Consider the following 23,592-nt stretch of genomic DNA (forward strand, 5'->3'; position numbering starts at 1 on the left):
TTTAGATCATACCCGGAAAACCCGGCGGTGAGCACCGTTTACCATATGTTGACGGCAATTTACCTCATTAGTAATAGCGAAATTATTTGATAATTTTGTATAGGTAAAACCTTGGTTTCCCGTTCGGCTGTAATTAGGAAGTATTAGCAACCCAATAGATATATATTTATAAAACCTGAAATAAAATTATAGATTTGACAAACCCTTATCGCAAATGAAATTCAGTTATAATGCACGCATAATTAAACATCTAGGTTATGAACTGATAACCTCGGATGAAGTTGCAATAACTGAATTAATCAAAAATTCCTACGACGCCAAAGCAACTGTTGTAAACATTCAGTTTTTATCCTCGATTAGTCTGTTAATCAACACAAAGGGACTGCAACCCATCCCTCAAAAAATATTCGACTTATTAAATAATATTAAACCCTTTGGAATTATTGTCCTCGAAGACAATGGTAAAGGCATGGACTATAATACTCTCACTGAAGGTTTTTTTGAAGTCGGTAGTACATTAAAAGTTGACGAAAAAGTAAAAGCGGGGGAAAGTGACCCTATAATCTTAGGTGATAAAGGGATCGGCAGATTGGCGGCTCAAAGGATAAGTCCAGTCCTGTTGGTTGAAACAAAGATAGAGGGTTCTAACGAGATTAATATCGTACAAGTTGAGTGGGATGATTTTTTTAAATCAAAGGAAGCTGAGGCCCCGGAATTTAAGATTGAGAGCCCGCTGAAAAATTCTTATACCAGGTTGTGGTTACTCGGTAGCGCTAAAAGACCGCTGATATTCAACAAATTTTTTGAAGAAAAAGAGACGTATGATTTCGATATTTTTAATAATCCGGTTAAAAGTTTAGGTAAGAAATTATTTGTTAACGACGAATTGCACGCTGCACTTGGGTTCCTTTATTCTCCTTTTGAAAGCAATAAAAGTGTTCTGACTCTTAACCTCTCGTACAACAACCGCCCAATAATATTCGAATTCAATCAAGGTGCAATAAATATAGCCGAATCTATTCATTTGATGGACTCCCGAATCCTCTATGATGAGGAAGGCAATCCAGACGACCTTGAGATCACCTTGACAATGCAAATAAAACCTTGGTTCTTAGAACGGATACATTTCGCAGAGTTAGGGAAGGTGTTGTATCAGGACTGGAAGCAGCCGCACGAATTCTACGCTACCCTCCTGGAAAAATACAAGGATTACTATGACAAAAGTCTTAAGGAAATTTTTACTCTGTCAAGCGTTTTTAATAAATGGAACAAAAAATACAATAGCAATTTAACGGACGAATTTATCCCGGCCCTATTAAAATTATCTCCAATTGAAGGCAGGATATATTCGTTTAAACGGGATAAATCACTTATCTCCATGGCAATAGCTTCCGCAATTGACAATCATTTCATTGATAAAAACTCCGATGGTATAAAAACAGATTTCAGCTCGTATCTTTCAACAAATAATGGTATCAAGCTTTACAGGAATTCTTTCCGCATCGGTACGATAGGCAACAAGGACAACGACTGGTTAAAGCTTCAACAAAAACGGACCACTGGCCAGCAATTTTATCGTTTTGAACTTGGCAACGTGATAGGTTTTATCAAGATAAACGATAAAAAGCAAGAATATATTTATGAGACAAGTTCCCGTGAGGATTTAAATGATAACGTCTACGTGCACTCATTACAGATTGCATTAAGCGAAATTATAGAGATTTTTTCACCTGGCTTCATAAAAAGGGCAGTTGAGATAACCAAATTCATTCTCGAAAATGAAGACCTTATTCCTGAAAATAACACCGAAGAGATAGAAGACGAAGTAAATAAATCAAGACTTATTGTAGAGGCTGCCAAACGTAATATGCAAGCCATAAATGCCGCTATCACATCGATTAAAGGAAATATTGATTTGGATAACGAGACGAAAATAAATGCGGTCAGGAAAGTATTTTTAGAACTAGAGCCAATAGCGCTGGATTTTGAACAAAATATTGCCGATACAAACCGCTCCTTCCTAAGTGCAAATACCTTATTGGAAGTTGCCAAACAACAGCAAATAAGAATTAAAACGGAGGCATACAATAACTATAAATTGATGGCTAATGGTTTGGTAACCGAAGTTATCACGCATGAGTTACATTCACTTTTGACTTATTCGGAAGACGAGGAGGAAAAATACGACACCCATTTAAAGGCATTGCAGCAGTACTTACTTGATAATAGGCTGTATGATCTTAACAACGACCATCTTATCCCCGTTCAAAAAAAATTCAAACATCTGTATTCGAGAATGGGGGACCTGGATAAATTTTATTCTTTTCTCGAACGTACATTTATTTATAAGGGTAATAGTGAAGACTTTGTGCCTGTGAACCTTGCAGATGAATTGAAAGCGATTTTTGAAAGGTTCAAATTCCGTTTAGTGAAACACAAAATAGACGTTGACATTTCTTCGGTAACCAACTTATGGGAAGTGCCGAAGGGATCGTTAATGCACGTGTTCTATAACCTGATTGACAATTCCATTTATTGGATAGATCGCCGGCAAAATCTCGCAAAAACCAATTCAACCTACGCAAGAGCTGAAAAGGATGAAATAGTTATCAGAACTGTGAATGCAAACACTGTGCAGTATTTTGATACAGGGACGGGCGTTTTTGAAAAATATCAGCATACTTTATTTAATGAAATGGAATCGGGAAAAGAAAACGGCCGGGGGATGGGGCTTTACATAGTACGGCAATTCTTGAAATCATTTGGTGGAGAAATTGAATTACTCGATGCGCTAAATGATCATGGTAACCGTTACATTTTTGAAATTCGCATGAAAAATAGTTTGGAGGAAGACGATGAGTAGACTTCCCGTGCTGATGCGAGCGTTAAGAGCTTTTACTGTAGTCATTATTGAGAATGCATTGCAATATGAGACCGATCCAGGGATAATTCTTGGCAAGTTTTCCCTTAAAAGATGCAACCGGGCAAAAATATGTTCAACGCTCTGCGATTTAGGACATAAAGATTGCGCTGACTTGCTTCAAAAATTCTATGTGGCATTTGAGCAGTCCGCTAGAAAGCCGGAAATAGAAGCTAAGGGGGCGGAAAACTTCTTCAAGCATTATATCACAAAAGATTGTGGTATAACCGATTTAAACGAAGATGAGGTTATGAGTTGCCTAGGTAAGCTGATAGCGGCCGATGAGAGCGACGAGGTGAAATCGGCGCTTATGAAATATGGGCTCTTCAGCATCGAAGAAGCCGACTATAATGAGATTATTAGCGAAATCCACCAAGTAGAGGAAAGTGAAATTCTGTTTTACAAAGGAGATCCGCCAGCGCATGCTATTGAAACATTTTTTTTAGAACTAGATGAAGCTTCTCAGCGGACAGGAAGTGAATTTTGCTTGGCCATTGTAGATAAGAAATTGGGTACAGGAGGAGCTGACGAGGAAGGCCGGAATTTTATTATCAACCAGGTAGTTCCTGAAAACGAAAAGCGTGATAAGAAAATTATATGTTGCCTTTATACAAGTTCACCTGTAGAACTCATACCAACAGAGTTTACTGACTATTTCATCCAAGAGGTAGGAAAAACCTCAGCTGAGAAGTTGGACGTTATAAGCAGAACCTTAGCCCGGTCTGCATACGCACAGGTTTTCAATATTTTGATGTTGCAATGTCAGCGAAGTGCTGCAAATGCACGTGAGATGGTATTAAAAAACCAAAAAAATATTAAATACGTTCTGCAACACTCTATTCGCGAAGGTATTCCTGGTTTTGAGGCTATAAAATATTGGTTTAATTTGGCCCAACAATATCAACTTGAACAAGTAGAACTTGTCTCATTACCCCTTATTGCAGGTATAATCAATTTTTTTGATAACCAGCATCTCGAAGACCACCCGCACATTGGGAAAATAGGACCGGAGCTAAAAGAACTTAATTCGTTCGAACTATTCGACAAAAACGTTAATCAAAAATTCCAGCCGGTAACTCCAGGGGATATTTTTCAAATTGGCACCGAACATTATATTTTAATGGGTCAGTTATGCGATATTTCTTTAAGGAGTACTAATACACGGAAAGCAAAATTAGGCGAGCTTTTAAAATTAAGTTTTATCGAAATACCAGGTGATGATGAAAAATATAGTATTACTGTCGATGATGGCAGAAAATCTATAACAATTCAAAATTTCCCAATGGAAGATGGAACATATACTAATATTGTTATAGACGTTTCAACCGATACTACAGAATTTGCCGAGTTGGCTGCGTTGGATACTGTGATGTTCAACGAAAAAGGCGAAGCCAGGCTATCTATTGATAAAAGCAAACAAATTGATGCTCTCAAAATTATGCCTGAACATCTATCTCAATATTATTTGATTCTTCAAGACAAATATATTTTACTTAAGTCTGTAAAAGATGCAGCACAAACAGATTTGACGGCCCTGATTAATAGCGATGTCAGGTTTTCAACCCTCAATTTTGCTGCTGCGGGCGACACGGTTAATCTAGGTTTTAAACGCATCGCTAGGCTTAAGGGTCGGTATTTTGATTCTGTTTACAACAATTTTTTGAACAATAAAGGGCGTATCGATTTAAACCTAATTGACAATTCTCCCGAATACGCTTCGACTGTAAAACTTACCTGCTCGTTTTTGCCGGACCATAACCCATTGCAAGTTATTGAAAACGCAAATCTTTGGTTTTCAAAGGGAAACTATTACTTCAAAACGGACGAATTAATTTCGTTATTGCCAGAAGGCTTTAGGCCATTGTTAAATCTGTATGGTACTGAAACTATCTCCACTGGTTCCCATATGTATGATTTAACCAAAAATGAGGATGGATCTTACAATTTGGACCTAAAATATTATATCCATAAAAATTTATATCAGGGTAAGTCCGTTTATAGTTACAAGACCCTTTTTAATGAAAACAAACCAGTAAACGACCCGCTATTCCGGGTCGACGGCGAGGATATCGATCAAAATTTTTTGAACGAGGCTGGCCATCCAGCAAACCCGTTATCGCTCGAGCAGCTAAAAAAAGGGGTGACGGTGAACGAAAAAAAAGTGCACCTGCAATTGGTGAACGGAATTTTAATTAGAAAAGACCTTGAAGAACAAGATTGATATCATTTCTCTTTTTTCCGGCGGCGGATTCCTCGATCTGGGTTTTATGAACCAAGGATTTCAGGTAAATGCAGCAGTGGAATTTCATGAGGCATTTGTTAATGCATACAACCATGGCGTAAAGGCCTATGTAAAAAAATCACAAAAGGAAGTTTACAAAAATGGAATAATTAACCATGCTGATATCGCTAGTCCTTTAGATGCAACGGATTCGGCGGTACAAAATAAGCTTATTGCGGATTTCCGGGGGGTTGCGGGCATTATTGGAGGTCCGCCATGTCAGGATTTCAGTGTTGGCGGAAAGAATCTTGGTACGGAAGGCAAACGCGGCAAATTGATTTTCACCTATAGGGATATTGTGAAACAAATTAATCCGTTATTTATATTTTTTGAAAATGTCGCCGGCCTTTACCGAACGAAAACCCATCAAAACGAATTTTTCAATCTGAAAAATGAATTGGAAAAGGACTATACGCTCTGGTACGAAATAATTAACGCGCTGGATTACGGTATACCACAAGATCGGCCAAGGCTTGCACTCGTTGGTTTCAGGAAAGATGTTGTTCAAAAAATGATTGACGGAGGTTACAAATTCATAACAGAACCATTTGAAGGGCATCAAAATGAACTTGTTTTTAAATGGCCAACTAAGACTTTTGTAAATGCGAAAAGTATTAATTGGCCTAAGTTATGGGAATTTGGTTCTGGTGTAGACGAGGATGAAATAAAGTCAATTCCAGCACGTTATGCCCCATTATTTATTAATACCGCATTTAATGGGCTGGATTCCTCTATTCCAAATCAAAACGAACATTTCAATCCGTACTCAGACAAATTTTTACGAATTAGCGAGGGTGATACTACAAAAAAGTCGTTTAAACGTTTACATAGGTACCGTTATAGTCCGACGGTAGCATATGGCAACAATGAAGTACATTTACATCCCACCGAAGCCAGGCGTCTTTCGGTAAGGGAAGCCTTGCGCATTCAAAGCGTTCCAGATCAATATATTCTTCCTCCCGAAATTAGTTTGACCGATAAGTTCAAGTTAATCAGTAATGGAGTGCCTACTAAAAAAGCCGAATTGATTGCCAAAGAAATTCGACGGACAATAGAAAATTACATGGCTTTATTATAATGGACATATGGAGCCCACAAAAACGCAGTATTGTCATGTCGAAGATTCGTTCGAAGGACACAAAGCCAGAGTTGTTCTTACGATCCTGGTTGCATTCAAATGGATTAAGGTTCAGACTTCACCGGAAAGATTTGCCCGGAAAGCCCGATATTGTATTACCCAAGTATAAAACAGCCCTTTTTGTTCATGGGTGCTTTTGGCATTATCATGCCGATTGCAATGAAGGCCGTATACCTAGTTCCAACACAAACTTCTGGAAAGAAAAACTATCTAAGAATATCGAGAGGGATGCGGCCAACCAGCAACGGTTGGCTGGTGCCGGTTGGCGAGTGCTTGTTGTTTGGGAATGTCAGCTTCAGGGAAAGCAAAGATCACAAGTTTTTTTGGCTGCGCTCTTGCATAAAATTACCAAAACCAAATAGGATGACACCGGCAGAAAAATTGAAGGCACTTGTTGATAAGGAGTTTGAAGAAGTTCTTGCTGTTATGAGTTCCCGGACTGCCTATATGGAGTTGCTTGAAATAATCCGGCAAATTGAGACAGCATATATCGCGGGCGGTTCATCCGAAGACAGTTTCGCGGAACAAAAGTTATTTGAAAGCGTGCGCATGGGATGGATGCGGCCATTGTCATTTTATTTAAAAAACTTACAGGCCAATTTACAACCGTTGACTTTTGCATCAAAGTTGGAAGGGAAAATTTGGGCACTAAATTTATTAAAAGAGACCGGGAGTTTGGAGTTGGTGGATCGCTGGATAACAGCGGAGAAAGCAGGCATTGTGGAGATTTCGGAGCCTGACGAAAATAAATTCAAAGTCACGCCGCTTCATGAAATCGTCGAAAAGGAACATTATGACAGGGAAAGTATTGCGTATGTTAACAGGCAAATAGAGTTAAAAAACCAGAATGCATTTCAACGTCATACGGTTAAATTCAAAAATATCGAAAAGCAAATGTTGGGAACGCTGCAAATCGTTGATGACACGTTCATTAAATATAGCACCACCCCTGATATTGATCGCTACTATTCCCAATTAGGATATTTTCACTTATCAAATAATCTTGCATTCGATGATTTCGGAGGCGACGATGTGTTCGGAGGCATACCATACAAACTTTATCTTCGAGTTCTTGAAGAAGTATGCGGTGTTGCTTTAAAACACTTCGATTATTGCAAAATTGCAGTCCGCAAGAACGGCAATGTTGACTTTTTTAATATCCTTCCTTATAGCTTTTATGAAGACAAAACATTACTAGATTTTTCCCAGTACCTAAAGATATCATTGCCTGAGACCAGTCAGATTTTTGGGTGCCTGACCTTGGATACCGGGAATATATCTTATCATGAACTTTTCAAGGGCAATATTTTGGCGCCGTACGTGAGGACAGGCCCCAACCAGTTAACAAGAACCTTTTTTGGAGCCTGGGAAGGCGGCATAGATTTCTTAAAAAGGGAGCTAAAAAGACGATTTGAGGACGATTATTTTAAAGCCGTAAATAAACGCGAAGCACGCTTCAGGGATGATATATATCGATTTTTTAAGGGTAATCGGTTTGTGACTACATCTGAAGAGATTGAGATTAAATTGCCAGGACTGCATACTGATATTGATGGCGTCGTTTTCGACAAGAAAACGCGGTCGTTGGGTATTTTTCAGTTGAAATGGCAAGATATGTTCTATGCGTCATTACAAGAGCGGAGAAGCAGGATCAGTAACTTATATCCTAAAGCATCAGAATGGATCGATAAAATCGAGAGATGGACAACTTCTTATCCTAAAAAAGAGATAATGACCAAATTGAAATTCAATTTAACTAACGAAGCCGGTGAATTCGAAAATGTGTATTTATTTGTAATAACCCGGAATCAGGTTCATTTCACAGGTATTGAACCTGACGAACGGGCTGCTTGGGCCACCATGTTTCAGTTAATTGAAAGTTATGATTTTTACAAACTAGGATTGAATGACCCTGTAAAAGAGCTTTACCATCAAATAAAGATGGGACTGCCGTCAAATCGTGTGAAAGAAGAGGGGTATCCACAAATGCCTTCGTATACTGTTATGCATCAAACATTTGAGTTGCAACTTTAAATGTTCTATAAATAGATGATTAGAGCTGGCTAGTTCGTCAAAATCATATCTTTAGGATATTATTCAGCAACAAATCTCAAATTAAAATATCTACGATGGCAAGCAAAATCGTAACTATTAAAAAGAATCCAAAATTAGATTGGGCTATCGCATTATTAGGCGGGCCGGCAATACCAACTAAACAAGATAAGTTCAAGCCGCTGATCGGAATGCAAGGTATACTTCAAGACGGCGATAGTGAACAAATCTTTGATAATCTTTATATCAAGAAACCTGACAAACCCGCAATTGAAGCATTCGAAAAAAAACTATCGAGTTTCCTGAAAGAAAACGTCGACAAAGAAATGCCATACAAGATGCCAGTCGAAGTAATTTTAAACTTTGACATCAACCGGAAAAGGCTTTTCGAGGTCGACGTCGACAATTTATCGAAAACAATTTTGGACTCGATGAAAGGAGTTGTATTCGAAGATGACAACCAAGTTGTTCGGCTTCTTGCGATCAAGGATACACATCCACTTAATATAAATGGATTAATGATTGCCGTCAATAAAGTCGAGAAACCTGAACAAGGCTGGTTCGCAAATATTAAATTGTTTTACATAGAGGAGGCGGCCGAAGTCGCCGAAGCGGAAATTGATAAAGATAAAATGAAGACGAAGTAATTCGACATTGAACTGCCAATGCTAAACGTTTACAAATACTTTACATCGAAATTTTGATTAACGATTTTTATCAGTCACCCATGGTTCTAACTAATTCTTTGACAAACTAATGCCAGGGCGATTATTTATTGAAATAGATTAAATACAATAGGAGGGCTTATCCCGGTAATAAATCGAATAAGTAAGTACAGGGGAAACTGGAGGGGCATGATTAACCATTTAGATTAGCTATCCATCACTGTGAAATCCATCGAATTAAACAGTGTTTTAACTGAAATACCGTTGGCTTTAGCCCAATCTACCACCTCGTTAATGGTTTCATAGTACAACGTAGCAAAATGATACAACCGATCATTAATATCATCCTCTCCCCAGTAAATAAGTTTTGCATCCAGTAAGATCAATAATTCTGCTTCTATTTCCTTTAAATCCACACGCAATAGATTTGCAAGCGTTTTCGGAAAAATGCCCCATTCTTCCCTAGTATGGTTGAATCGGCGCTTGGTTCCTCTTTCGGCGATGATAGCTAACAATTCCCTGGTCACACGGGGAATACGCTGCATTGTTTTATAGAGGTTTTTTATCGAGCTTAACGATACATCATCGTCAAAGCGGTCTGCCAGCATGTTGGCGTTTAACGGTGGTTGATTGGGGATTTTTTCCAATTGTTTGTAAAGGGAAGATTCAAAGTTGCCTTTGCTATCCATTATTTCGAAGTCGATTTTTAAGATCCTGAACTCACGAACAAATTGCGAATATAATACATCCAGTTTCTCGATGGGCAGCACCATGATATCTTTTAACATATCATCGAGATCAACAATATCTCGCTTCGGATCGAAATTTGTCTTTATTTTCAGCGTCCGTGGAATAGTGTATTTGGTTTGTTTTTCATTTACAATAAATACCTTAATTGAGGTATACGTGGTTGTTTGCACTTGCGTTAACACCTCCAAAGTATCCTTTACTTTGCCAGTACTCTTGGTTGAGGTGATTTGGTAAGCAATTTTTTTGCCTTCGTCGCCCAAGTCTATCCCCGGATTGTTGCTGCGGTCAGCATTCAGATTGATCAAATCAAGATCGTATATGGTGTTAAGCGTCTCTTTAAAAAAGTCTTCGGTGAACTTTGTCAGGTCAAACATGCCCAGCTTATTCCTCGTTTGTACCTGATATTTCAGACTGGCAATATCATCTACAATCTTTCCAATAATAAATCCTCGTGTCAGCATAAGTTGTGATTTGGTTTTGTTATACTTCAAATTACGTAATAAGAAATGAAATATTAAGTTTTGATCTACTCGGATAATATTTTCCCGGAGGCATAGTATAAAGCCTTATCATTGATTATGTGTTCTACTACATTAGGGATGTGTTCACCTCCGCTGATGACTCAGGAAAGGATAACTGAACATTATTTTCTGTTTGAAAGAGTTCACAGTATCCATAAATGTCAAACAACTTGTGGTTCGACCTTGCACCATTAACGTCCTCAAATTCGAGCAATTTTTTTTAAATCAGCTATAAAGTTATTTGAAAATAGACCCATGATCGACCCCAAAGCCTTTTATGAAAATGAGAGGCTTTTTTATTGACTGATAATCAGGTGTTTAGAGATGTAAATATACCAAGTTCAAGCAACTTGGTATATTTATTAAAATTAACTAAAGACTTAAAAGTCAATAGATTAGATCGTTTTTTTGGTTCGAGCCCCATTACCCTACTTGATGGGGCAAAATTTAAAATTAAATTTAATAGCTATTTAAATAACTGGATATAAGTATGTTATATCATATTTGCTGGTTCGATGTTAAAAATGGAAACAAAAATATTTTTGCATTTTTAAAAGCATACTAAGTCTTATGTTAATCGATCAATTATTCATGTTTTGGTCTATTCTCATCCAAGAGTACTTCCAGTGTAATCCTTGCGAACTTGTACATGAAATCAAGCACTAATTGTGCCTGTTCAATAGTAATTATTTCGCCCTCTTTTTTCATTAGTTCGACAACTTCCTCTGGCGTAACTTCTCTTTTTTCCATCAGATAGTTATACCGATTTCGGCGAATTAATGCCTCTTAGGGTTTTTAGGAAACAGCGAACGGTTTAATGTCAATACATCTTCATGCGTAGGTAGCGCTGAGAATTCCATGAATTTCCCAATAGCATAGTCCCGCAGGTGTGCAGCTTCTTGTTTTTCACCATCTGCAAGGGCTTGCTTAAGTTCTGCCACAACAAGTTCTGTACAATAAGCCGGAGTGCCTGGTTGATGCCTCCAGGAATCAGCCAGTGTACCTGCATCCACAGCGTCGAACCCCATATCTTTGATCAAGGTGGATACGATCTCTTTGGCCTGTTGATCGTCGCCTGACATCGCCATCGCTATCCGGTCTTTGGCACCTTCAGGCTTGCCGCCATATTCAAGGCTATGCGCCAGTAAATTGTTAAAAGCTTTGATCACGGGTCTTCCCAGGGTTTCCGAAACCCATACACTCTCGACTTTGCCATTCTTTAAGTCTTCGATCTCGCCATCCCTGAACGGATAATAGTTTGACGTATCGATCACGACCACCTTATCAGAAACTTTTGCGATAAGCACTGATAATTCCGGGATAGCTATTGTGGGAATGGATACGATAAGTACCTCGACATCCGCTATGATCTGGTCTTTGGTGGATGGCTTAACCCCCAGTTCCCGAGCCCGTTCTTCCAATTTTTGCTGACCTCCCGAGCTGTAAACCTTTACCTCGTGACCGGTTGCAGCTAATTTCTTTGCGATGATGCCGCCGATTACGCCGGTGCCTATAATTCCTATTTTCATTTCGCCTGTTTTTAAATTCTCAATAAATTCCTTAGCAAAATTGGTGAATTTATACTTTCCTTTGTATAGTGCTTTCCCAAAGGAAAGTGGAATAGTTTTAAATGAGGTTTTATGGCAGCTAAAAAAGCATATTGTGATTGCATCGAAACGATAAAGCCTGTGAGGGATGCACTGGACGTGATCAATGGTAAATGGAAACTACCCATTATTATTTCCGTAGGCGTTGGAAATGACCGGTTCACCGATATACAGGAAAGTATCCCCGGTATTACGCCCAAAGTTTTGGCGAAAGAACTGAAAGACCTGGAACAGCACCGTTTGGTCGTCAGGACCGTGATAGATGGTTACCCGGTGAAGATCACCTATCAATTGGCTCAATATGCTGATACGCTGACGCCCATCATATATTCCCTGAAAAACTGGGGCTTGAATCACCGTAAAAAGGTCACAGACCGCGCATAATGATTGGCTTAGTCTATACTCGCATTTCGTAAAAACGTTTCATTATTGCCTACTTTTGTATCAGAATAGCTGTATTAATTGGCAGAACTTTGTCCTTATAAATATTAAAAATAAGATAATGGCAAAAACAATTTTATAACTGGCGCATCCCGCGGATTCGGCAGGATCTGGGCAGAAGCGTTTTTACAACGTGGCGATAATGTAGTTGCGGCTGTTCGTAACCCTGAAACATTAACCGAACTTACAAAAGAATATTCTTCAAATCTATTGGTACTAAAACTTGATGTAACCGATAAAAAAGCAAGCTTTGAAGCAATTGCAGCTGCAAAAACTCACTTTGGCCGCATCGATGTATTAATAAACAATGCCGGTTACGGGCATATTGGAGCTGTAGAGGAATTAAACGAGCAAGATGTCAGGACGCAGTTTGAAACGAATGTACTGGGTTCATTATGGACTATACAAGCGGTCGTGCCCATCATGCGTCAGCAAAAGTCAGGGCAAATCATTCAACTTTCAAGCGCTTTGGGTTTGAATACAGTATCATTAATGGGATTGTACAGTGCATCCAAGTTCGCCGTTGAGGGTCTTACTGAAACACTGGCTGGAGAAGTAAGTGGTTTTGGCATTAAAGTAACCATACTGGAGCCAGGTGGTTTCTCTACTGATTTCTTCGGAACGACTTCTCTTGCCTTAAGTGAATCACTTCCTGCTTATGACGATGTACGTAAAACCTTTTACGAACTTGCAGAAGGACAAGATTCCGGTAACCCAGCAGCCACTGCCAATGCACTTCTTACCCTGGTTGATTCAGAAAATCCGCCATTAAGATTACTTTTGGGTAAAACCACTTACCCATGGGTGAAATACACTTACGAAGAACGGCTGAAAACGTGGGAATCATGGCAGGATGTTTCTGTGGCAGCACATGGTTAATAGATTAACATTAACGGGATCCGGATTTGCCGGATCCTGTTTTTATAATTGCGAAAAATATGAAGCATTTTAAAAAAATCAGCGATCTGCATGAAGTTCTTGGCGTTAAGCCGCCTGAGCACCCCCTTTTCAGTGTGGCTTACGGTGAACGGGATAATTGCACCAGCATCAGCGAACTTGAATTTACTTCAGCATTTTACATCATCGGATTCAAGAAGCTGAAATCAGGGCAAATGCTTTACGGGAAAACCAAGTACGACCATGACCTCGGCTCCATGTCATTTATCAAACCGCAGCAAAAAGTATCTTTCCGAAATATGGAATTGGAGGAAAAAGGGTTTATGATCATCATCCATGAGGACTTCTTACCAGGAACATCCCTCTACAGTGAAATTAAAAAATACAGCTATTTTGATTATGAGGTGAATGAGGCACTGCACCTTTCTCCTGCCGAAGAAAATATTATCTGGAACCTATATTTCAGCATAGAAAAGGAATATAACAACAATACAGATGAACATAGCAAAACGATCATCATCAGTCATATTGATTCGATGCTCAAATATGCACAGCGGTTTTATAAGAGGCAATTTATTCACCGGACAGAATTAACCGGGGCGACGCTAACCAAATTCAATACATTACTCGCTGCAAATTTCGAAGAAAGGAAATTGAAGGATATGGGGTTGCCTACAGTAGCTTCCCTGGCAGAAAAGATGCATATATCTCCCCGTTATTTAACTGATCTGCTTAAAGAAGAAACGGGTAAAACAGCCTTAGAACTTATTCACCTTTTTTTGATTGGTGAGGCAAAAAATATGCTGACAGCGGGCGATATGAATATTTCGGAGATATCGTCTTCACTTGGTTTCGATAACGCAACTTATTTTTCCCGTCTTTTTAAAAAAGAAGTGGGCACTACTCCAAATAAATTCAAAGACCGCTTCTTAAATTAAAGAGGGTAATTCTTACTACCTATTTTGATTGACTCTTTAGGTGGACATTCCGGGGCTGTTGACTACCCCCCGTTCCAGAAAAGCAAACAGTTTATTCCGACGCACTTTGACCATTTTACTTTATTGATTATTAATTGCGATTTTCCTATTTACCTACAAAACTCGGTGCTCCAAAGTGCACGGACGGTTTGGTCAAGCCTCACGGAATATCTAGGGAACGGTGCAGATCTCATGTGTTTTTTATACCAGCTCAATCCAAAATCGGCGGCGGCGATGATCACCAAACAGATGTGTAAAATATTCTCATAGTAGTTAAGACGGTTCGACCTTGCACCATCAACATCCTCATATTCGAGCTATTTTCTTTAAATCAGCTATAAAGTTATTTGAAAACAGCCCTGCCATCGACCCTTCATCGGACAGTTCAAAAATGTAGATCCGGTATGTTTTTTTTGCAGACGCATGTTTGTCAATTTAGAAATTCCAATGCGATTGACCACCGTGTTCGTGAACTGTAATTAAGGTAGCTCCGGAACGCTTTGACCATGGTAATTTATTGATTATTAATTGGGGGCTCCGATAACTTTTGCTTCGATTACTGTAACGAAAGGCGCAAATCCCACGTCTTATCGGCACCATGAAACAAAAACTTTTTCTCGCACTGCTTACCCTTTTTACGTCAGTTAATGCCAGTCATGCGCAGGATACAGTACTGCGTTCACCCATTCACGGTAAGCTGGATTCGCTGCATTCAACTGTACTAAACCAGGAGCGATTGTTCCAGGTGTTTTTGCCGTACGACTTCAAACCGGAGGAAAATAAAAAGTATGACGTGCTCTATGTGCTGGATGGCGGTAACTGGAACACCGGACTGGTATCGCAAGTACAGCGTTTTACTCAGGACCAGGGTTTTATGCCGCAAACCATTATTGTAAGTATAATGGGAATTGACCGAAATGTGGAACTTATTCAATATCAAAAGGTTTGAGAATTACGGCATCGCAACCCAATTTTTTAACATCCACATCTTTGAGGAAATACGCGGAAAATAGTATAACCGGTATATGTTTAAGTTTTGGGTGTGTTTTCAAAAGTCGACACAAATCAGCGCCATTGCCGTCATTTAACCGGTAATCTAAAAGCACCACATCCGGCAAAAAATTTAAAGCTTCATCCAAAAAGCCGGCACAATATGAAAAAGTTTTTACGGTAAAATGCTCATAGGTTAATACCTCTTGAACAATATCAAGAATATCGGCGTTGTCATCGAGCACCAAAATTTTTTTCATGGTACACTTTGCCGTTTAAATCATTTGGGATGTAGCCGCTAACTCGACACTTCGCCGCTACCGATTATAATCAGGAATTGACAATCAAAAAGCAAATATATGTTATTAATGCCTGATAGTCAATAGTTTTAGATATTTTTTTTGCCGAGAAAAATCATAAATCAACCGGTGTTGGAATAATGTGAAAAATCGAAATAAGGTGGACATTCCGAAACCATTGATTACCTCATTCCGAAAACCACAAACAGGCATTTCCGGGACACTTTGACCATATCACTTCTAAGTATCAACAGCCGTTTTCCTTCTTATCAACACAACTCGGTGTTCTAAAGGGCACGGAATAGCCTGGTCAAGCATGCCGTAATATCCATCTGGCCGACAAGGCTCTCCATTTTCGCATTTTGATCAGCCGATTATAAGGACTATCATTTTAATCGTTAACATATTTTCAGCAGTAATCTTAGAACCTACAAAGGCAGCCCCATCATGCAACGGGGCTTGCCTTTCAAGCAAATTTATCCCCAAGCATGGATATCTTTATTTTCTTATTAGAACAGGCTAATGCTAGTTTTGTCCCAGGGGTGGAGGAAGCGTCCCCGTTTTACCGGGGACGAACTCAACTAAAAACTCCAAATGATCTCATGAAATGAAGCTCCTTCAGTTTGGCAATAACCGGGTTAACGTAACATTTTGGTTATAAAGTCAACTAATCCGCTTTTGCCATCTGCTCCTTGTAAATCCCAAAGGTGTGAATAGCCACGCAGGCTTTTCCCGATGTTATCCTCAACCGAACTTTGGAGGCTGTAATTGGATGAAATTTAACCAACCACTTATAACCAACGCACTGTTTTCCCGTCGCTTCCGGGATTGGTGTCCAGTCTTTGCCATTAACAGAATAATCTACAGACCAGCCTGTAGTCCGATGTCCGAGTTCAATTACCTCTTGTATCTTGATTACATCGAATGTTTTGTTTGAGTGAAGATCAAAAGTGATTGTATCGGTTCTATTCGCGTCTTTGGTCGCACAATAAGTGCTCTCAAGGTCATCCACCATATTTTGCGGTTTAAAGTTTGGTCCGCGGGCATGAAGTGATTTTATGGTAGCGTTTTTCAAAAGATTGGTTTTAAAAGTTCCTTCTATTAAACGATGCAGGCTGTCAGCTTTTTGCGCATCGATGGCAGGAACGAGCCCATTTTTATCGGGCGGAAAATTTAATAACATCACGCTGTTGCGGCCTACTGAGTTGAAATAAATATTCCAAAGTTCAGAAACAGTTTTCACATGAGTATCTTCTTCCGGATGATAAAACCAGCTCGGACGGATGGAAACATCAACTTCAGCAGGTATATAGGCAGTACCGTTTATTTCTCCGTGATTGAGTTGCGATATATGCTCAGACTCGTCACGGATAGACGTAGACTCAATGGTCGACCAGCAAGGATCTCCTGACATTCCGGACTCATTTCCAGCCCATCGGCAATCCGCGAAGCGGTAAGAGTTCTTTGTTCCAAAAATAACGCAGTTGGGCTGCAGCTTGCGTACAGTATCTGCCCAGCGGGTATAAAAAGCCTGGGTAAGCTTATCAGCGCCCGCGCCGTCCCACCATATTTCCCAAATAGGTCCATAATTTCTTAACAGCTCCGACAATTGGTCAGCGTAGTAATCGCTGTAGCCCCGGGTTCCGTATCTTGAATCATGCCGGTCATGCGGCCCCAGGTAGATGGCTGCTTTTATACCCGAAGCTTTACATGCATCTGTAAATTCTTTAACAACGTCTCCCTGACCGTTTTTCCATGGGCTATTCTTCACCGAATAATTGCTGTGTGCGGTTGGCCAATTGCAAAAGCCATCAGCGTGCTTAGCTACCAAAATGGCTGCCGGGATGCCTGCTCGTTTGAGCACGCTTGCCCACTGATTACAGTCGAGTGCAGTAGGATTAAATAGTTTTGGGCTTGCTGTTCCGTCGCCCTCGTTGTCGTTGGTGAACGTGTTCATGCCAAAGTGAAAAAAAGCTATTATTTCACGATGGTACCATTCGATCTGCCTGGCGTTTGGCACCGGGCCCACAGGGACTGGCGCTTTTTGTGCGGTCGCCTGAAGAGGAGCAAATAACCCGGTTAAGCCAATACAAATAAGGCACGTAAATTTCATTAACGTTTGTATTCGTTTCATATCTAGTTTTTATTGGTGTTAGTAAATCGAGTAACTGGTCATCTTTTTTGTTGCATATCGAGTATTAATCGCTTCCATTAAAAATTTATCATTGGCCCCATTTCATATTCGGATGTGGCCCCATAACAAGCTCAAGGGTATCGCCGTTTGCAATCTGTTTGTAGTCAATGTAGCATTTGTTATAAACCTTGCCATTCAGTTTGGCCGATTGTATATAGCAATTTTGTGGAGAGTTGTTTTGGGCGATTATTGTAAAAGTCTTACCCGTTGTCCCGACGTGTATTGATATCTTATTAAAAATCGGGCTAAAAATTTCATAGCGGTTATCGCCGGGGCACTCCTGATGAATACCGCTGGCAGCCAGCACATACCAAGCTGACATTTGGCCGACATCCTCATTTCCCACCAGCCCTTCAATTGAATTGTGATAGGCATTTTCACATATTCGGCGAACCCATTTTTGAGTCAGCCAGGGCGCGCCAAGGCGATTAAATAGGAATGGGGCCAGATGTACAGGCTCGTTCGCATGATTGTAGTAATTGTTCCACTGAAAATTTGTGGGAGTGTGTTCAAATAATGTATTCAAATCGGCTATTGCTTTTTCGCGGCCTCCCATCAAAATTGCCACGCCGTTAACATCATGCGGCACGAACCAGCCTTGTTGATATCCGTTACTTTCAGCTGTTCCATAGTCCTGCCGTAAGCGGCCGTCCTTTGGCCAGGGGGCCCAAACTCCATCTTTATTCTTGGGTCTGAACCAACCCACACTATCATCAAATATTTGTTTATAGGTCTCCGAACGCTTCAGGTACTTATTCACATCTTCAGGATGATGCAGCCAAACGGCTAATTGGGCAAGACACCATTCGTCAAAACAAAACTCCAAAGTACCCGAAATGTCCATATCGTGTGGTTCTGGCGTATTGCCAAATTTCTCGCAGGAATTACGGGAAAACTGATAGGCTTTTTGAAGGTCAAAGGTTCGTATTCCTTTGTTATAAGCATCGGCAATCACGGTGACCGCAGGATTTCCTATCATGCACCCCGAGTAAGCATTCAAAAATTCCCATCTTTCAAGATAACCTTTGCCGCTCCGATCCGCCAGATCATCCAATGAATTGATCATGTCGCTAACCACAGCAGGATTGATGAGGGCTTGTAATGGAAACTGGCTCCTGAAGACGTCCCATCCGCTGAAAATGGATCGCTTTATGAATTTATCTGTTTGGTGAATTTTAGAATCGCCGCCGGGATATTCACCATTTAGGTCGGTGATACTGCGGGGGTCGATCATTGTGTGATATAGGGCAGTGTAGAATACAATTTTTTGATCCCTGGTTCCTCCTTGTATGCTGATCTTTGACAAGGCTTTATTCCATAAAGCATGCGCTTGCCTCCTTGTTTTATTAAAATCCCATCCAGGTATTTCGTTAGATAAATTAAACTTGGCGCCCTCAATGCTTGAGAACGAAATACCCGTTTTTAGCAAAACCACTTCATTTGACCCGGTTTCAAAATCGGTGTAAAAACCCAGGTGCTTGCCCTGTTTTTCAGTGCATCCACTAAGGATATCAGCTTTAGCGATGAGTGAGTCGTACTTCAGGCTTTCGATATCCTCACGATATCTAGACTGTCCGGCCGGAATATGTGCGCTCCAAACCCCGTACTTTTTTAATGGCTTACTTAATTCCGCGTAAAAGTATACTGTATAGTTTGGATCGCCCCCGCCATTTCCCCAGCCGCCGCCATCGGGAGTACATCGCATCCATCCCTGAATAGTATGGTCATCAACCACCTTAACATATTGTTCAACGGATGTGCCGCCTATCCTGCGTGCCAGATCTATTTGGATTCGCGATTCTTTGTTTTTTGGAAATGTAAAACGCAGGACCCCACTGTGAGGAGCAGCTGTCATTTCACTTCTAACGTGATAATCCGTGAGCGTGACAGCATAATACCCGGCTTTGGCTATTTCATCGCTTTTTCTGTACCTGGACCGGTAACCGGGTAATTCGGGGTGTCTTCCCGCAACAACGCGTAAAGCCCCCGTCGTCGGTGTGACAAGGAAGTTGCCTAGGTCGCCATACCAGCCTACGCCAGTCATTTGGGTAAATGCGAACCCCTCGATATATTTATTCTCGTAGCTGTACCCGCTGCCATTGTCGCCGCCCGTAATCGTATTCGGGTTTACTTGCACCATGCCGAATGGCGTTGCGGCCCCTGGGAATGTCTTACCAAGTCCGGAAGCATCGCCGGCTTTGGCCGCACTTGTGCTGGCTCCGATAAATGGATTAACATAATCTGCGGGACCTTTGCTTTGTGCAACTATGATTTTTACGAATAGTATAAGTACAAAAGATGTAGTTAGGCTTTTTTTCATCGATGAAAGTTGAGAGGTCTGTTTATCATTCAAAAAGATGTATTTTTCTCAAATGCATGAATAGTGCATGTGGTGTTTCAAGTTGCATTTAATGGTTAATAAGTTGTATTTGATAACTAAACGTAGTTGGTTTGGCATAAACCCGGTATTGCTCCAGCGGTCTCGGACCACAACCCCAGGATCCCACACCCAATGTTTTATGGCTGACAACAAGCACGGTACCTTTGCTCTTCGGTAAATCTATCTTGTATTCAACCGGTTCCATTTCTTCGTCGCTATATGGCAGTGCCGACACCTGCATCAAAGATGAATCGGCTTTAACAGAGAGTGTTAACCCTTTCTCAGAAGTAAGATTGGCCCAGCGTACATCCTCATGGTTACCACATTCCATCGGTTTTTCATACCCGGTCATCTGTTGGTCAACACGGCTGAAATAATGGGCAATATCTGATCCTTGTTTCCTATCAGCGTAATTTTCCATCGGTCCACGGCCCAGGTAATCGAACCGGTCGAGCCCTTTATTCAGCAAGATACGGACACCGATCCGGGCAAGCACCAGTTTTGGATCATTGAAGTTTACGTCGTTTTTCGCATTGATTATCCCGTTTGCATAAATGGTATATACAACATGATGGTAAACACTAAAACCTTGTCTGCCTGAGCCTGTTAAGTTCACGTCGATCTCAACAACACCCGGAGAAACCTGGGAATACTTTAAGCCGCTTGCGGTCCAGCTCAATTCTTTCAAACCCTTACGGTCCCAATCCTCGTAAGCCCACATGTCATCCTTTTGGTGAGGAGCTCTCCACAGGTGCAGTGCCGGCCCTCCATTTTCTCTGAGCAGGTTTTCGCCATTTTCTTCTATTCTGTAAAAGCTCCCTTTTGCTTTATCAAACTCCAGGCTAAACTTGTCGCCTTTCACTTTGATCAACCCGGTTGAATCAATCAGGGTTAGACGACCACCCGGAGTCTTGTTATTTGCAACAGCTTTTGCCACCGGAATTTCAATTTGCTGTGCAGCCACTTCGTAACCTTTAGGCGCCCATATCTGATCCGAAGCCAGGTCAAAGGATATACGCAGAAAATATTCTGCACCTGCTTTAGCTTTAAGTGAATAAGGAATTTTTACATTCTTTTCTTCTCCTGGGTTGATATTACCTGGATTGAAATTACCTGAGGCGATATCAGTACCATTTTCGCTTAAAGCCCATTTAGCACTGAGGCCATTCAGACTTATAAACTGGTACCTGTTTTTGATACTAAATATTTTATTCGGAATATCTTTTGCCTTGATGGTGATCCATTGATAGGCATGTTTTAGTTCAGGATAGTGTGGCTTAGGCGATCGATCAGAAAAAACAACGCCCTTATGAATAAAATAACGGTCATTAGGATACTCACCGAAGCCACCACCGTAAGCCGTTATGTGGTGGTTAGGGTCGCGGTCGTTATAAACTCCCTGGTCCTGCCATTCCCATATTGCGCCGCCAAGTAATGTTGGGTACTTATCAAAAAGCTCATTGTATATATCAACAGAGCCCATTGAGTTAAACATAGCGTGTGCGTACTCGCATAAATAAAAGGGCTTGGTCAACTCATTGCTTTTAGCGTTCCTTTCCACGTCATCCACAGACGTGTACATTTCGCTATCCAGGTCTGCCGGATTATCAGTACCAATGCCAAAACCCTGATAATGCGTAGGGCGGGTATTGTCAATACCTTTGATGACTTTTAAAATAGCCCTGAAATTTGAACCTCCGCTTCCGCATTCGTTTCCTAAGGACCAAATAATTACTGACGGATGGTTCTTGAAATTTTCGACATTCGCCACATTTCTTTCAATCAAAGCTGCCTTTATTCTTGGCTCCTCGTTGAACTCGTCCCAGGCGCCATGGCTTTCAAGGTTGGCTTCTGCAACCAGGTATATTCCATATTCATCACATAATTCATACCAGCGCGGGTCGTCTGAGTAATGGCAGGTTCGAACATGATTGCAATTTGCCTGTTTAATGAGTATGATATCCCGGATCATCTGCTCTTCGGTGATCGCATGCCCGTCATCCGGCCAGTTCTCGTGCCTGTTAACCCCTTTCAATTTAACCGGCACGCCATTAACTAAAAATACACGTCCCTTTATTTCTATCTGACGGAACCCAGTTTTTGACGATAAGGTTTCCAGCTTATTGCTCCCGTCATTTATCGTCAATACGGTTGTATAAAGTTTAGGCGTTTCTGCGGTCCATTTCTCAGGATTTTTTACTGGAATATCCACATCAATAGTCACTTCTTCATTTGGCTGTAAAGCGGGTATCTGCTTTTTTACTGAAGCTCCTGAAACCATAGCTTCACCATTAAACAGGGATATTTCCAGCTCTCTGGATTTGACTGCCACATCGCTGTAGTTTTTCACCTTTGCGGCAACGGTTAGGTGTGCATCATGAAAGTCTTTGTCAAAAGTTGTTTTTATAAAGTAATCCCTGATATGTTCCTGTGGTGAGCTCCATAAGGTGACATTTCTGATAATCCCGCTTAAACGCCACATGTCCTGGTCTTCCAGGTAACTGGCGGTTGTAAAACGGTACACCTCAACTGCAATTAGGTTATTGCCAGGTTTTACATATTTGGTTATATCAAACTCTGCTGCATTGCGGCTGTTTACACTATAGCCAACTTTCTTACCATTTATCCAAAGAAAAAAGCCGGCGTCAACCCCATCAAATGTCACAAATATGCGCCTGCCATCCCAATCCGATGGAACTTCAAAATTACGGCGGTAGCTACCTACCGGGTTTCGCTCCTGGTAGGCGGTATAAGTTACCGATGGTGCGCTCATCACCCGCGGAAAGTCTTTCTGAAAGATATAAGTATAGTTGCTGTAATATGGTGTGCCATATCCTTGCAACTGCCAACAGGAAGGAACTTTAATTTCTTTCCAGGCTGATACATCGTAATCGGCCTTATAGAAATTTACCGGACGTTTCTGCGGCCAGTCAACCCAATTGAATTTCCATTGACCATTGAGGCTCCTGCTATACGATGACGCATGCCGGTTAGCCGCCAGCGCCTCTTTCAATGAAGCGTATGGCATTAAAGTAGCGTGATTGGGTTCTTTATTTATGCCTATGCATTCAGGATCTTCAATTTCCGTTGGGACGAACGCTGTATCTTGTTTGGAGAACAGGTGGTTTTCTGAAACCTGCTGCGCCAATACAGTAAGACAGTTAAAACTTAAAAATATCGATAAGAAAAAGCATAAAATTCCTTTTGTAAATAAAATTCTTCGCATAAATGGTTATAATAAAAATTAATTAGATGAGCAGAGATCAACCTTAAAACGCCGGGTTGAAACAAATTTCAAAGGAGGTCAAAAACTTGCAAATGGCGTTGTCAATACGTACATTTTTCTTGACAATAAATTCATTTAATGGTGGAATGCTTTTAAGTTTGAATCGAGAGTTCCATTTTTGATTTTCCGACAGTCATGATTGAATGAGCGGCGAATCAGGAAGCTGGTTATTAACCGGCCAACTTCAATGTCTT

Annotated in this window: 17 protein-coding genes; 10 read left to right on the forward strand and 7 right to left on the reverse strand. The window is 40.7% G+C overall.

All coding sequences use genetic code 11. From position 1 onward, the window contains the following. Positions 1 to 214: 214 nt before the first annotated feature. The 6 genes from Q3A68_RS15340 to Q3A68_RS15365 all read left to right on the forward strand — a co-directional run bounded on the left by Q3A68_RS15340 (position 215) and on the right by Q3A68_RS15365 (position 9,038). On the forward strand, positions 215 to 2,863 hold the full coding sequence (locus Q3A68_RS15340; protein WP_302901988.1) for an ATP-binding protein: 2,649 nt from the start codon (positions 215 to 217) through the stop codon (positions 2,861 to 2,863). Further along, positions 2,856 to 5,141 (forward strand): hypothetical protein, encoded by a 2,286-nt coding sequence (locus Q3A68_RS15345; RefSeq protein WP_302901989.1) that lies wholly within the window; start codon positions 2,856 to 2,858, stop codon positions 5,139 to 5,141. Before Q3A68_RS15340 ends, Q3A68_RS15345 begins: the two co-directional genes overlap by 8 nt. Then, positions 5,125 to 6,279 carry a DNA cytosine methyltransferase gene (locus tag Q3A68_RS15350; protein WP_302901990.1) on the forward strand — a complete coding sequence of 385 codons (1,155 nt, stop codon included), beginning with the start codon at positions 5,125 to 5,127 and terminating at the stop codon, positions 6,277 to 6,279. Before Q3A68_RS15345 ends, Q3A68_RS15350 begins: the two co-directional genes overlap by 17 nt. A 35-nt stretch (positions 6,280 to 6,314) precedes the next feature. After that, a complete protein-coding gene (locus Q3A68_RS15355; protein WP_302901991.1) occupies positions 6,315 to 6,701 on the forward strand; it encodes a very short patch repair endonuclease in 387 nt (128 codons plus the stop codon). 1 nt (position 6,702) lies between these two features. Next, positions 6,703 to 8,373: a hypothetical protein gene (locus tag Q3A68_RS15360; protein ID WP_302901992.1), complete on the forward strand. Its 1,671-nt coding sequence runs from the start codon at positions 6,703 to 6,705 to the stop codon at positions 8,371 to 8,373. A gap of 95 nt (positions 8,374 to 8,468) precedes the next feature. Beyond that, the gene (locus Q3A68_RS15365; RefSeq protein ID WP_302901993.1) at positions 8,469 to 9,038 is read left to right on the forward strand and encodes a RusA family crossover junction endodeoxyribonuclease; all 570 of its coding nucleotides are present in this window, start codon (positions 8,469 to 8,471) and stop codon (positions 9,036 to 9,038) included. A gap of 224 nt (positions 9,039 to 9,262) precedes the next feature. Here Q3A68_RS15365 and Q3A68_RS15370 read toward each other — a convergent pair whose 3' ends face one another. From Q3A68_RS15370 to Q3A68_RS15380, 3 genes are all read right to left on the reverse strand, one after another. After that, complete coding sequence (locus tag Q3A68_RS15370) at positions 9,263 to 10,267, reverse strand: SMEK domain-containing protein (RefSeq protein ID WP_302901994.1); 1,005 nt, start codon at positions 10,265 to 10,267, stop codon at positions 9,263 to 9,265. A gap of 645 nt (positions 10,268 to 10,912) precedes the next feature. Further along, positions 10,913 to 11,077 (reverse strand): hypothetical protein, encoded by a 165-nt coding sequence (locus Q3A68_RS15375; RefSeq protein WP_302901995.1) that lies wholly within the window; start codon positions 11,075 to 11,077, stop codon positions 10,913 to 10,915. Between the two features lie 26 nt (positions 11,078 to 11,103). After that, the gene (locus Q3A68_RS15380; protein WP_368045685.1) at positions 11,104 to 12,042 is read right to left on the reverse strand and encodes an NADPH-dependent F420 reductase; all 939 of its coding nucleotides are present in this window, start codon (positions 12,040 to 12,042) and stop codon (positions 11,104 to 11,106) included. Between Q3A68_RS15380 and Q3A68_RS15385 the strand changes: the two genes are divergently transcribed. The 4 genes from Q3A68_RS15385 to Q3A68_RS15400 all read left to right on the forward strand — a co-directional run bounded on the left by Q3A68_RS15385 (position 11,968) and on the right by Q3A68_RS15400 (position 15,198). After that, entirely contained in the window at positions 11,968 to 12,318 is a 351-nt protein-coding gene (locus Q3A68_RS15385; RefSeq protein WP_302901996.1) for a winged helix-turn-helix transcriptional regulator, read from the forward strand. The two genes, Q3A68_RS15380 and Q3A68_RS15385, sit on opposite strands and share 75 nt — an antisense overlap. Positions 12,319 to 12,453: 135 nt before the next feature. After that, entirely contained in the window at positions 12,454 to 13,254 is an 801-nt protein-coding gene (locus Q3A68_RS15390; RefSeq protein WP_302902034.1) for an SDR family NAD(P)-dependent oxidoreductase, read from the forward strand. A gap of 59 nt (positions 13,255 to 13,313) precedes the next feature. Next, complete coding sequence (locus Q3A68_RS15395; RefSeq protein WP_302901997.1) at positions 13,314 to 14,210, forward strand: helix-turn-helix domain-containing protein; 897 nt, start codon at positions 13,314 to 13,316, stop codon at positions 14,208 to 14,210. Positions 14,211 to 14,847: 637 nt separating this feature from the next. Beyond that, entirely contained in the window at positions 14,848 to 15,198 is a 351-nt protein-coding gene (locus Q3A68_RS15400; protein WP_302901998.1) for an alpha/beta hydrolase-fold protein, read from the forward strand. Here the strand turns inward: Q3A68_RS15400 and Q3A68_RS15405 are convergent. The 4 genes from Q3A68_RS15405 to Q3A68_RS15420 all read right to left on the reverse strand — a co-directional run bounded on the left by Q3A68_RS15405 (position 15,176) and on the right by Q3A68_RS15420 (position 23,338). Then, entirely contained in the window at positions 15,176 to 15,499 is a 324-nt protein-coding gene (locus Q3A68_RS15405) for a response regulator (protein ID WP_302901999.1), read from the reverse strand. The genes Q3A68_RS15400 and Q3A68_RS15405 overlap by 23 nt on opposite strands. A 706-nt stretch (positions 15,500 to 16,205) precedes the next feature. Further along, positions 16,206 to 17,672, reverse strand: coding sequence for an alpha-L-fucosidase (locus Q3A68_RS15410; protein WP_302902000.1), 1,467 nt, complete (start codon positions 17,670 to 17,672; stop codon positions 16,206 to 16,208). Between the two features lie 88 nt (positions 17,673 to 17,760). Then, on the reverse strand, positions 17,761 to 20,052 hold the full coding sequence (locus Q3A68_RS15415; protein ID WP_302902001.1) for a GH92 family glycosyl hydrolase: 2,292 nt from the start codon (positions 20,050 to 20,052) through the stop codon (positions 17,761 to 17,763). 88 nt (positions 20,053 to 20,140) lie between these two features. Further along, on the reverse strand, positions 20,141 to 23,338 hold the full coding sequence (locus Q3A68_RS15420) for a glycoside hydrolase family 2 TIM barrel-domain containing protein (protein WP_302902002.1): 3,198 nt from the start codon (positions 23,336 to 23,338) through the stop codon (positions 20,141 to 20,143). Between the last annotated feature and the right edge of the window lie 254 nt (positions 23,339 to 23,592).

Source organism: Mucilaginibacter tolerans, assembly GCF_030519375.1.
Classification (GTDB): domain Bacteria; phylum Bacteroidota; class Bacteroidia; order Sphingobacteriales; family Sphingobacteriaceae; genus Mucilaginibacter.

Bases quoted from the DNA above. Each gene is read 5' to 3' on its own strand.
- Q3A68_RS15420 (WP_302902002.1), bottom strand. From the start codon at position 23,338: ATGCGAAGAATTTTATTTACAAAAGGAATTTTATGCTTTTTCTTATCG.
- Q3A68_RS15340 (WP_302901988.1), top strand. From the start codon at position 215: ATGAAATTCAGTTATAATGCACGCATAATTAAACATCTAGGTTATGAA.
- Q3A68_RS15345 (WP_302901989.1), top strand. From the start codon at position 2,856: ATGAGTAGACTTCCCGTGCTGATGCGAGCGTTAAGAGCTTTTACTGTA.
- Q3A68_RS15365 (WP_302901993.1), top strand. From the start codon at position 8,469: ATGGCAAGCAAAATCGTAACTATTAAAAAGAATCCAAAATTAGATTGG.
- Q3A68_RS15375 (WP_302901995.1), bottom strand. From the start codon at position 11,077: ATGGAAAAAAGAGAAGTTACGCCAGAGGAAGTTGTCGAACTAATGAAA.
- Q3A68_RS15355 (WP_302901991.1), top strand. From the start codon at position 6,315: ATGTCGAAGATTCGTTCGAAGGACACAAAGCCAGAGTTGTTCTTACGA.
- Q3A68_RS15415 (WP_302902001.1), bottom strand. From the start codon at position 20,052: ATGAAAAAAAGCCTAACTACATCTTTTGTACTTATACTATTCGTAAAA.
- Q3A68_RS15385 (WP_302901996.1), top strand. From the start codon at position 11,968: ATGGCAGCTAAAAAAGCATATTGTGATTGCATCGAAACGATAAAGCCT.
- Q3A68_RS15410 (WP_302902000.1), bottom strand. From the start codon at position 17,672: ATGAAACGAATACAAACGTTAATGAAATTTACGTGCCTTATTTGTATT.
- Q3A68_RS15370 (WP_302901994.1), bottom strand. From the start codon at position 10,267: ATGCTGACACGAGGATTTATTATTGGAAAGATTGTAGATGATATTGCC.
- Q3A68_RS15395 (WP_302901997.1), top strand. From the start codon at position 13,314: ATGAAGCATTTTAAAAAAATCAGCGATCTGCATGAAGTTCTTGGCGTT.
- Q3A68_RS15400 (WP_302901998.1), top strand. From the start codon at position 14,848: ATGAAACAAAAACTTTTTCTCGCACTGCTTACCCTTTTTACGTCAGTT.
- Q3A68_RS15405 (WP_302901999.1), bottom strand. From the start codon at position 15,499: ATGAAAAAAATTTTGGTGCTCGATGACAACGCCGATATTCTTGATATT.
- Q3A68_RS15360 (WP_302901992.1), top strand. From the start codon at position 6,703: ATGACACCGGCAGAAAAATTGAAGGCACTTGTTGATAAGGAGTTTGAA.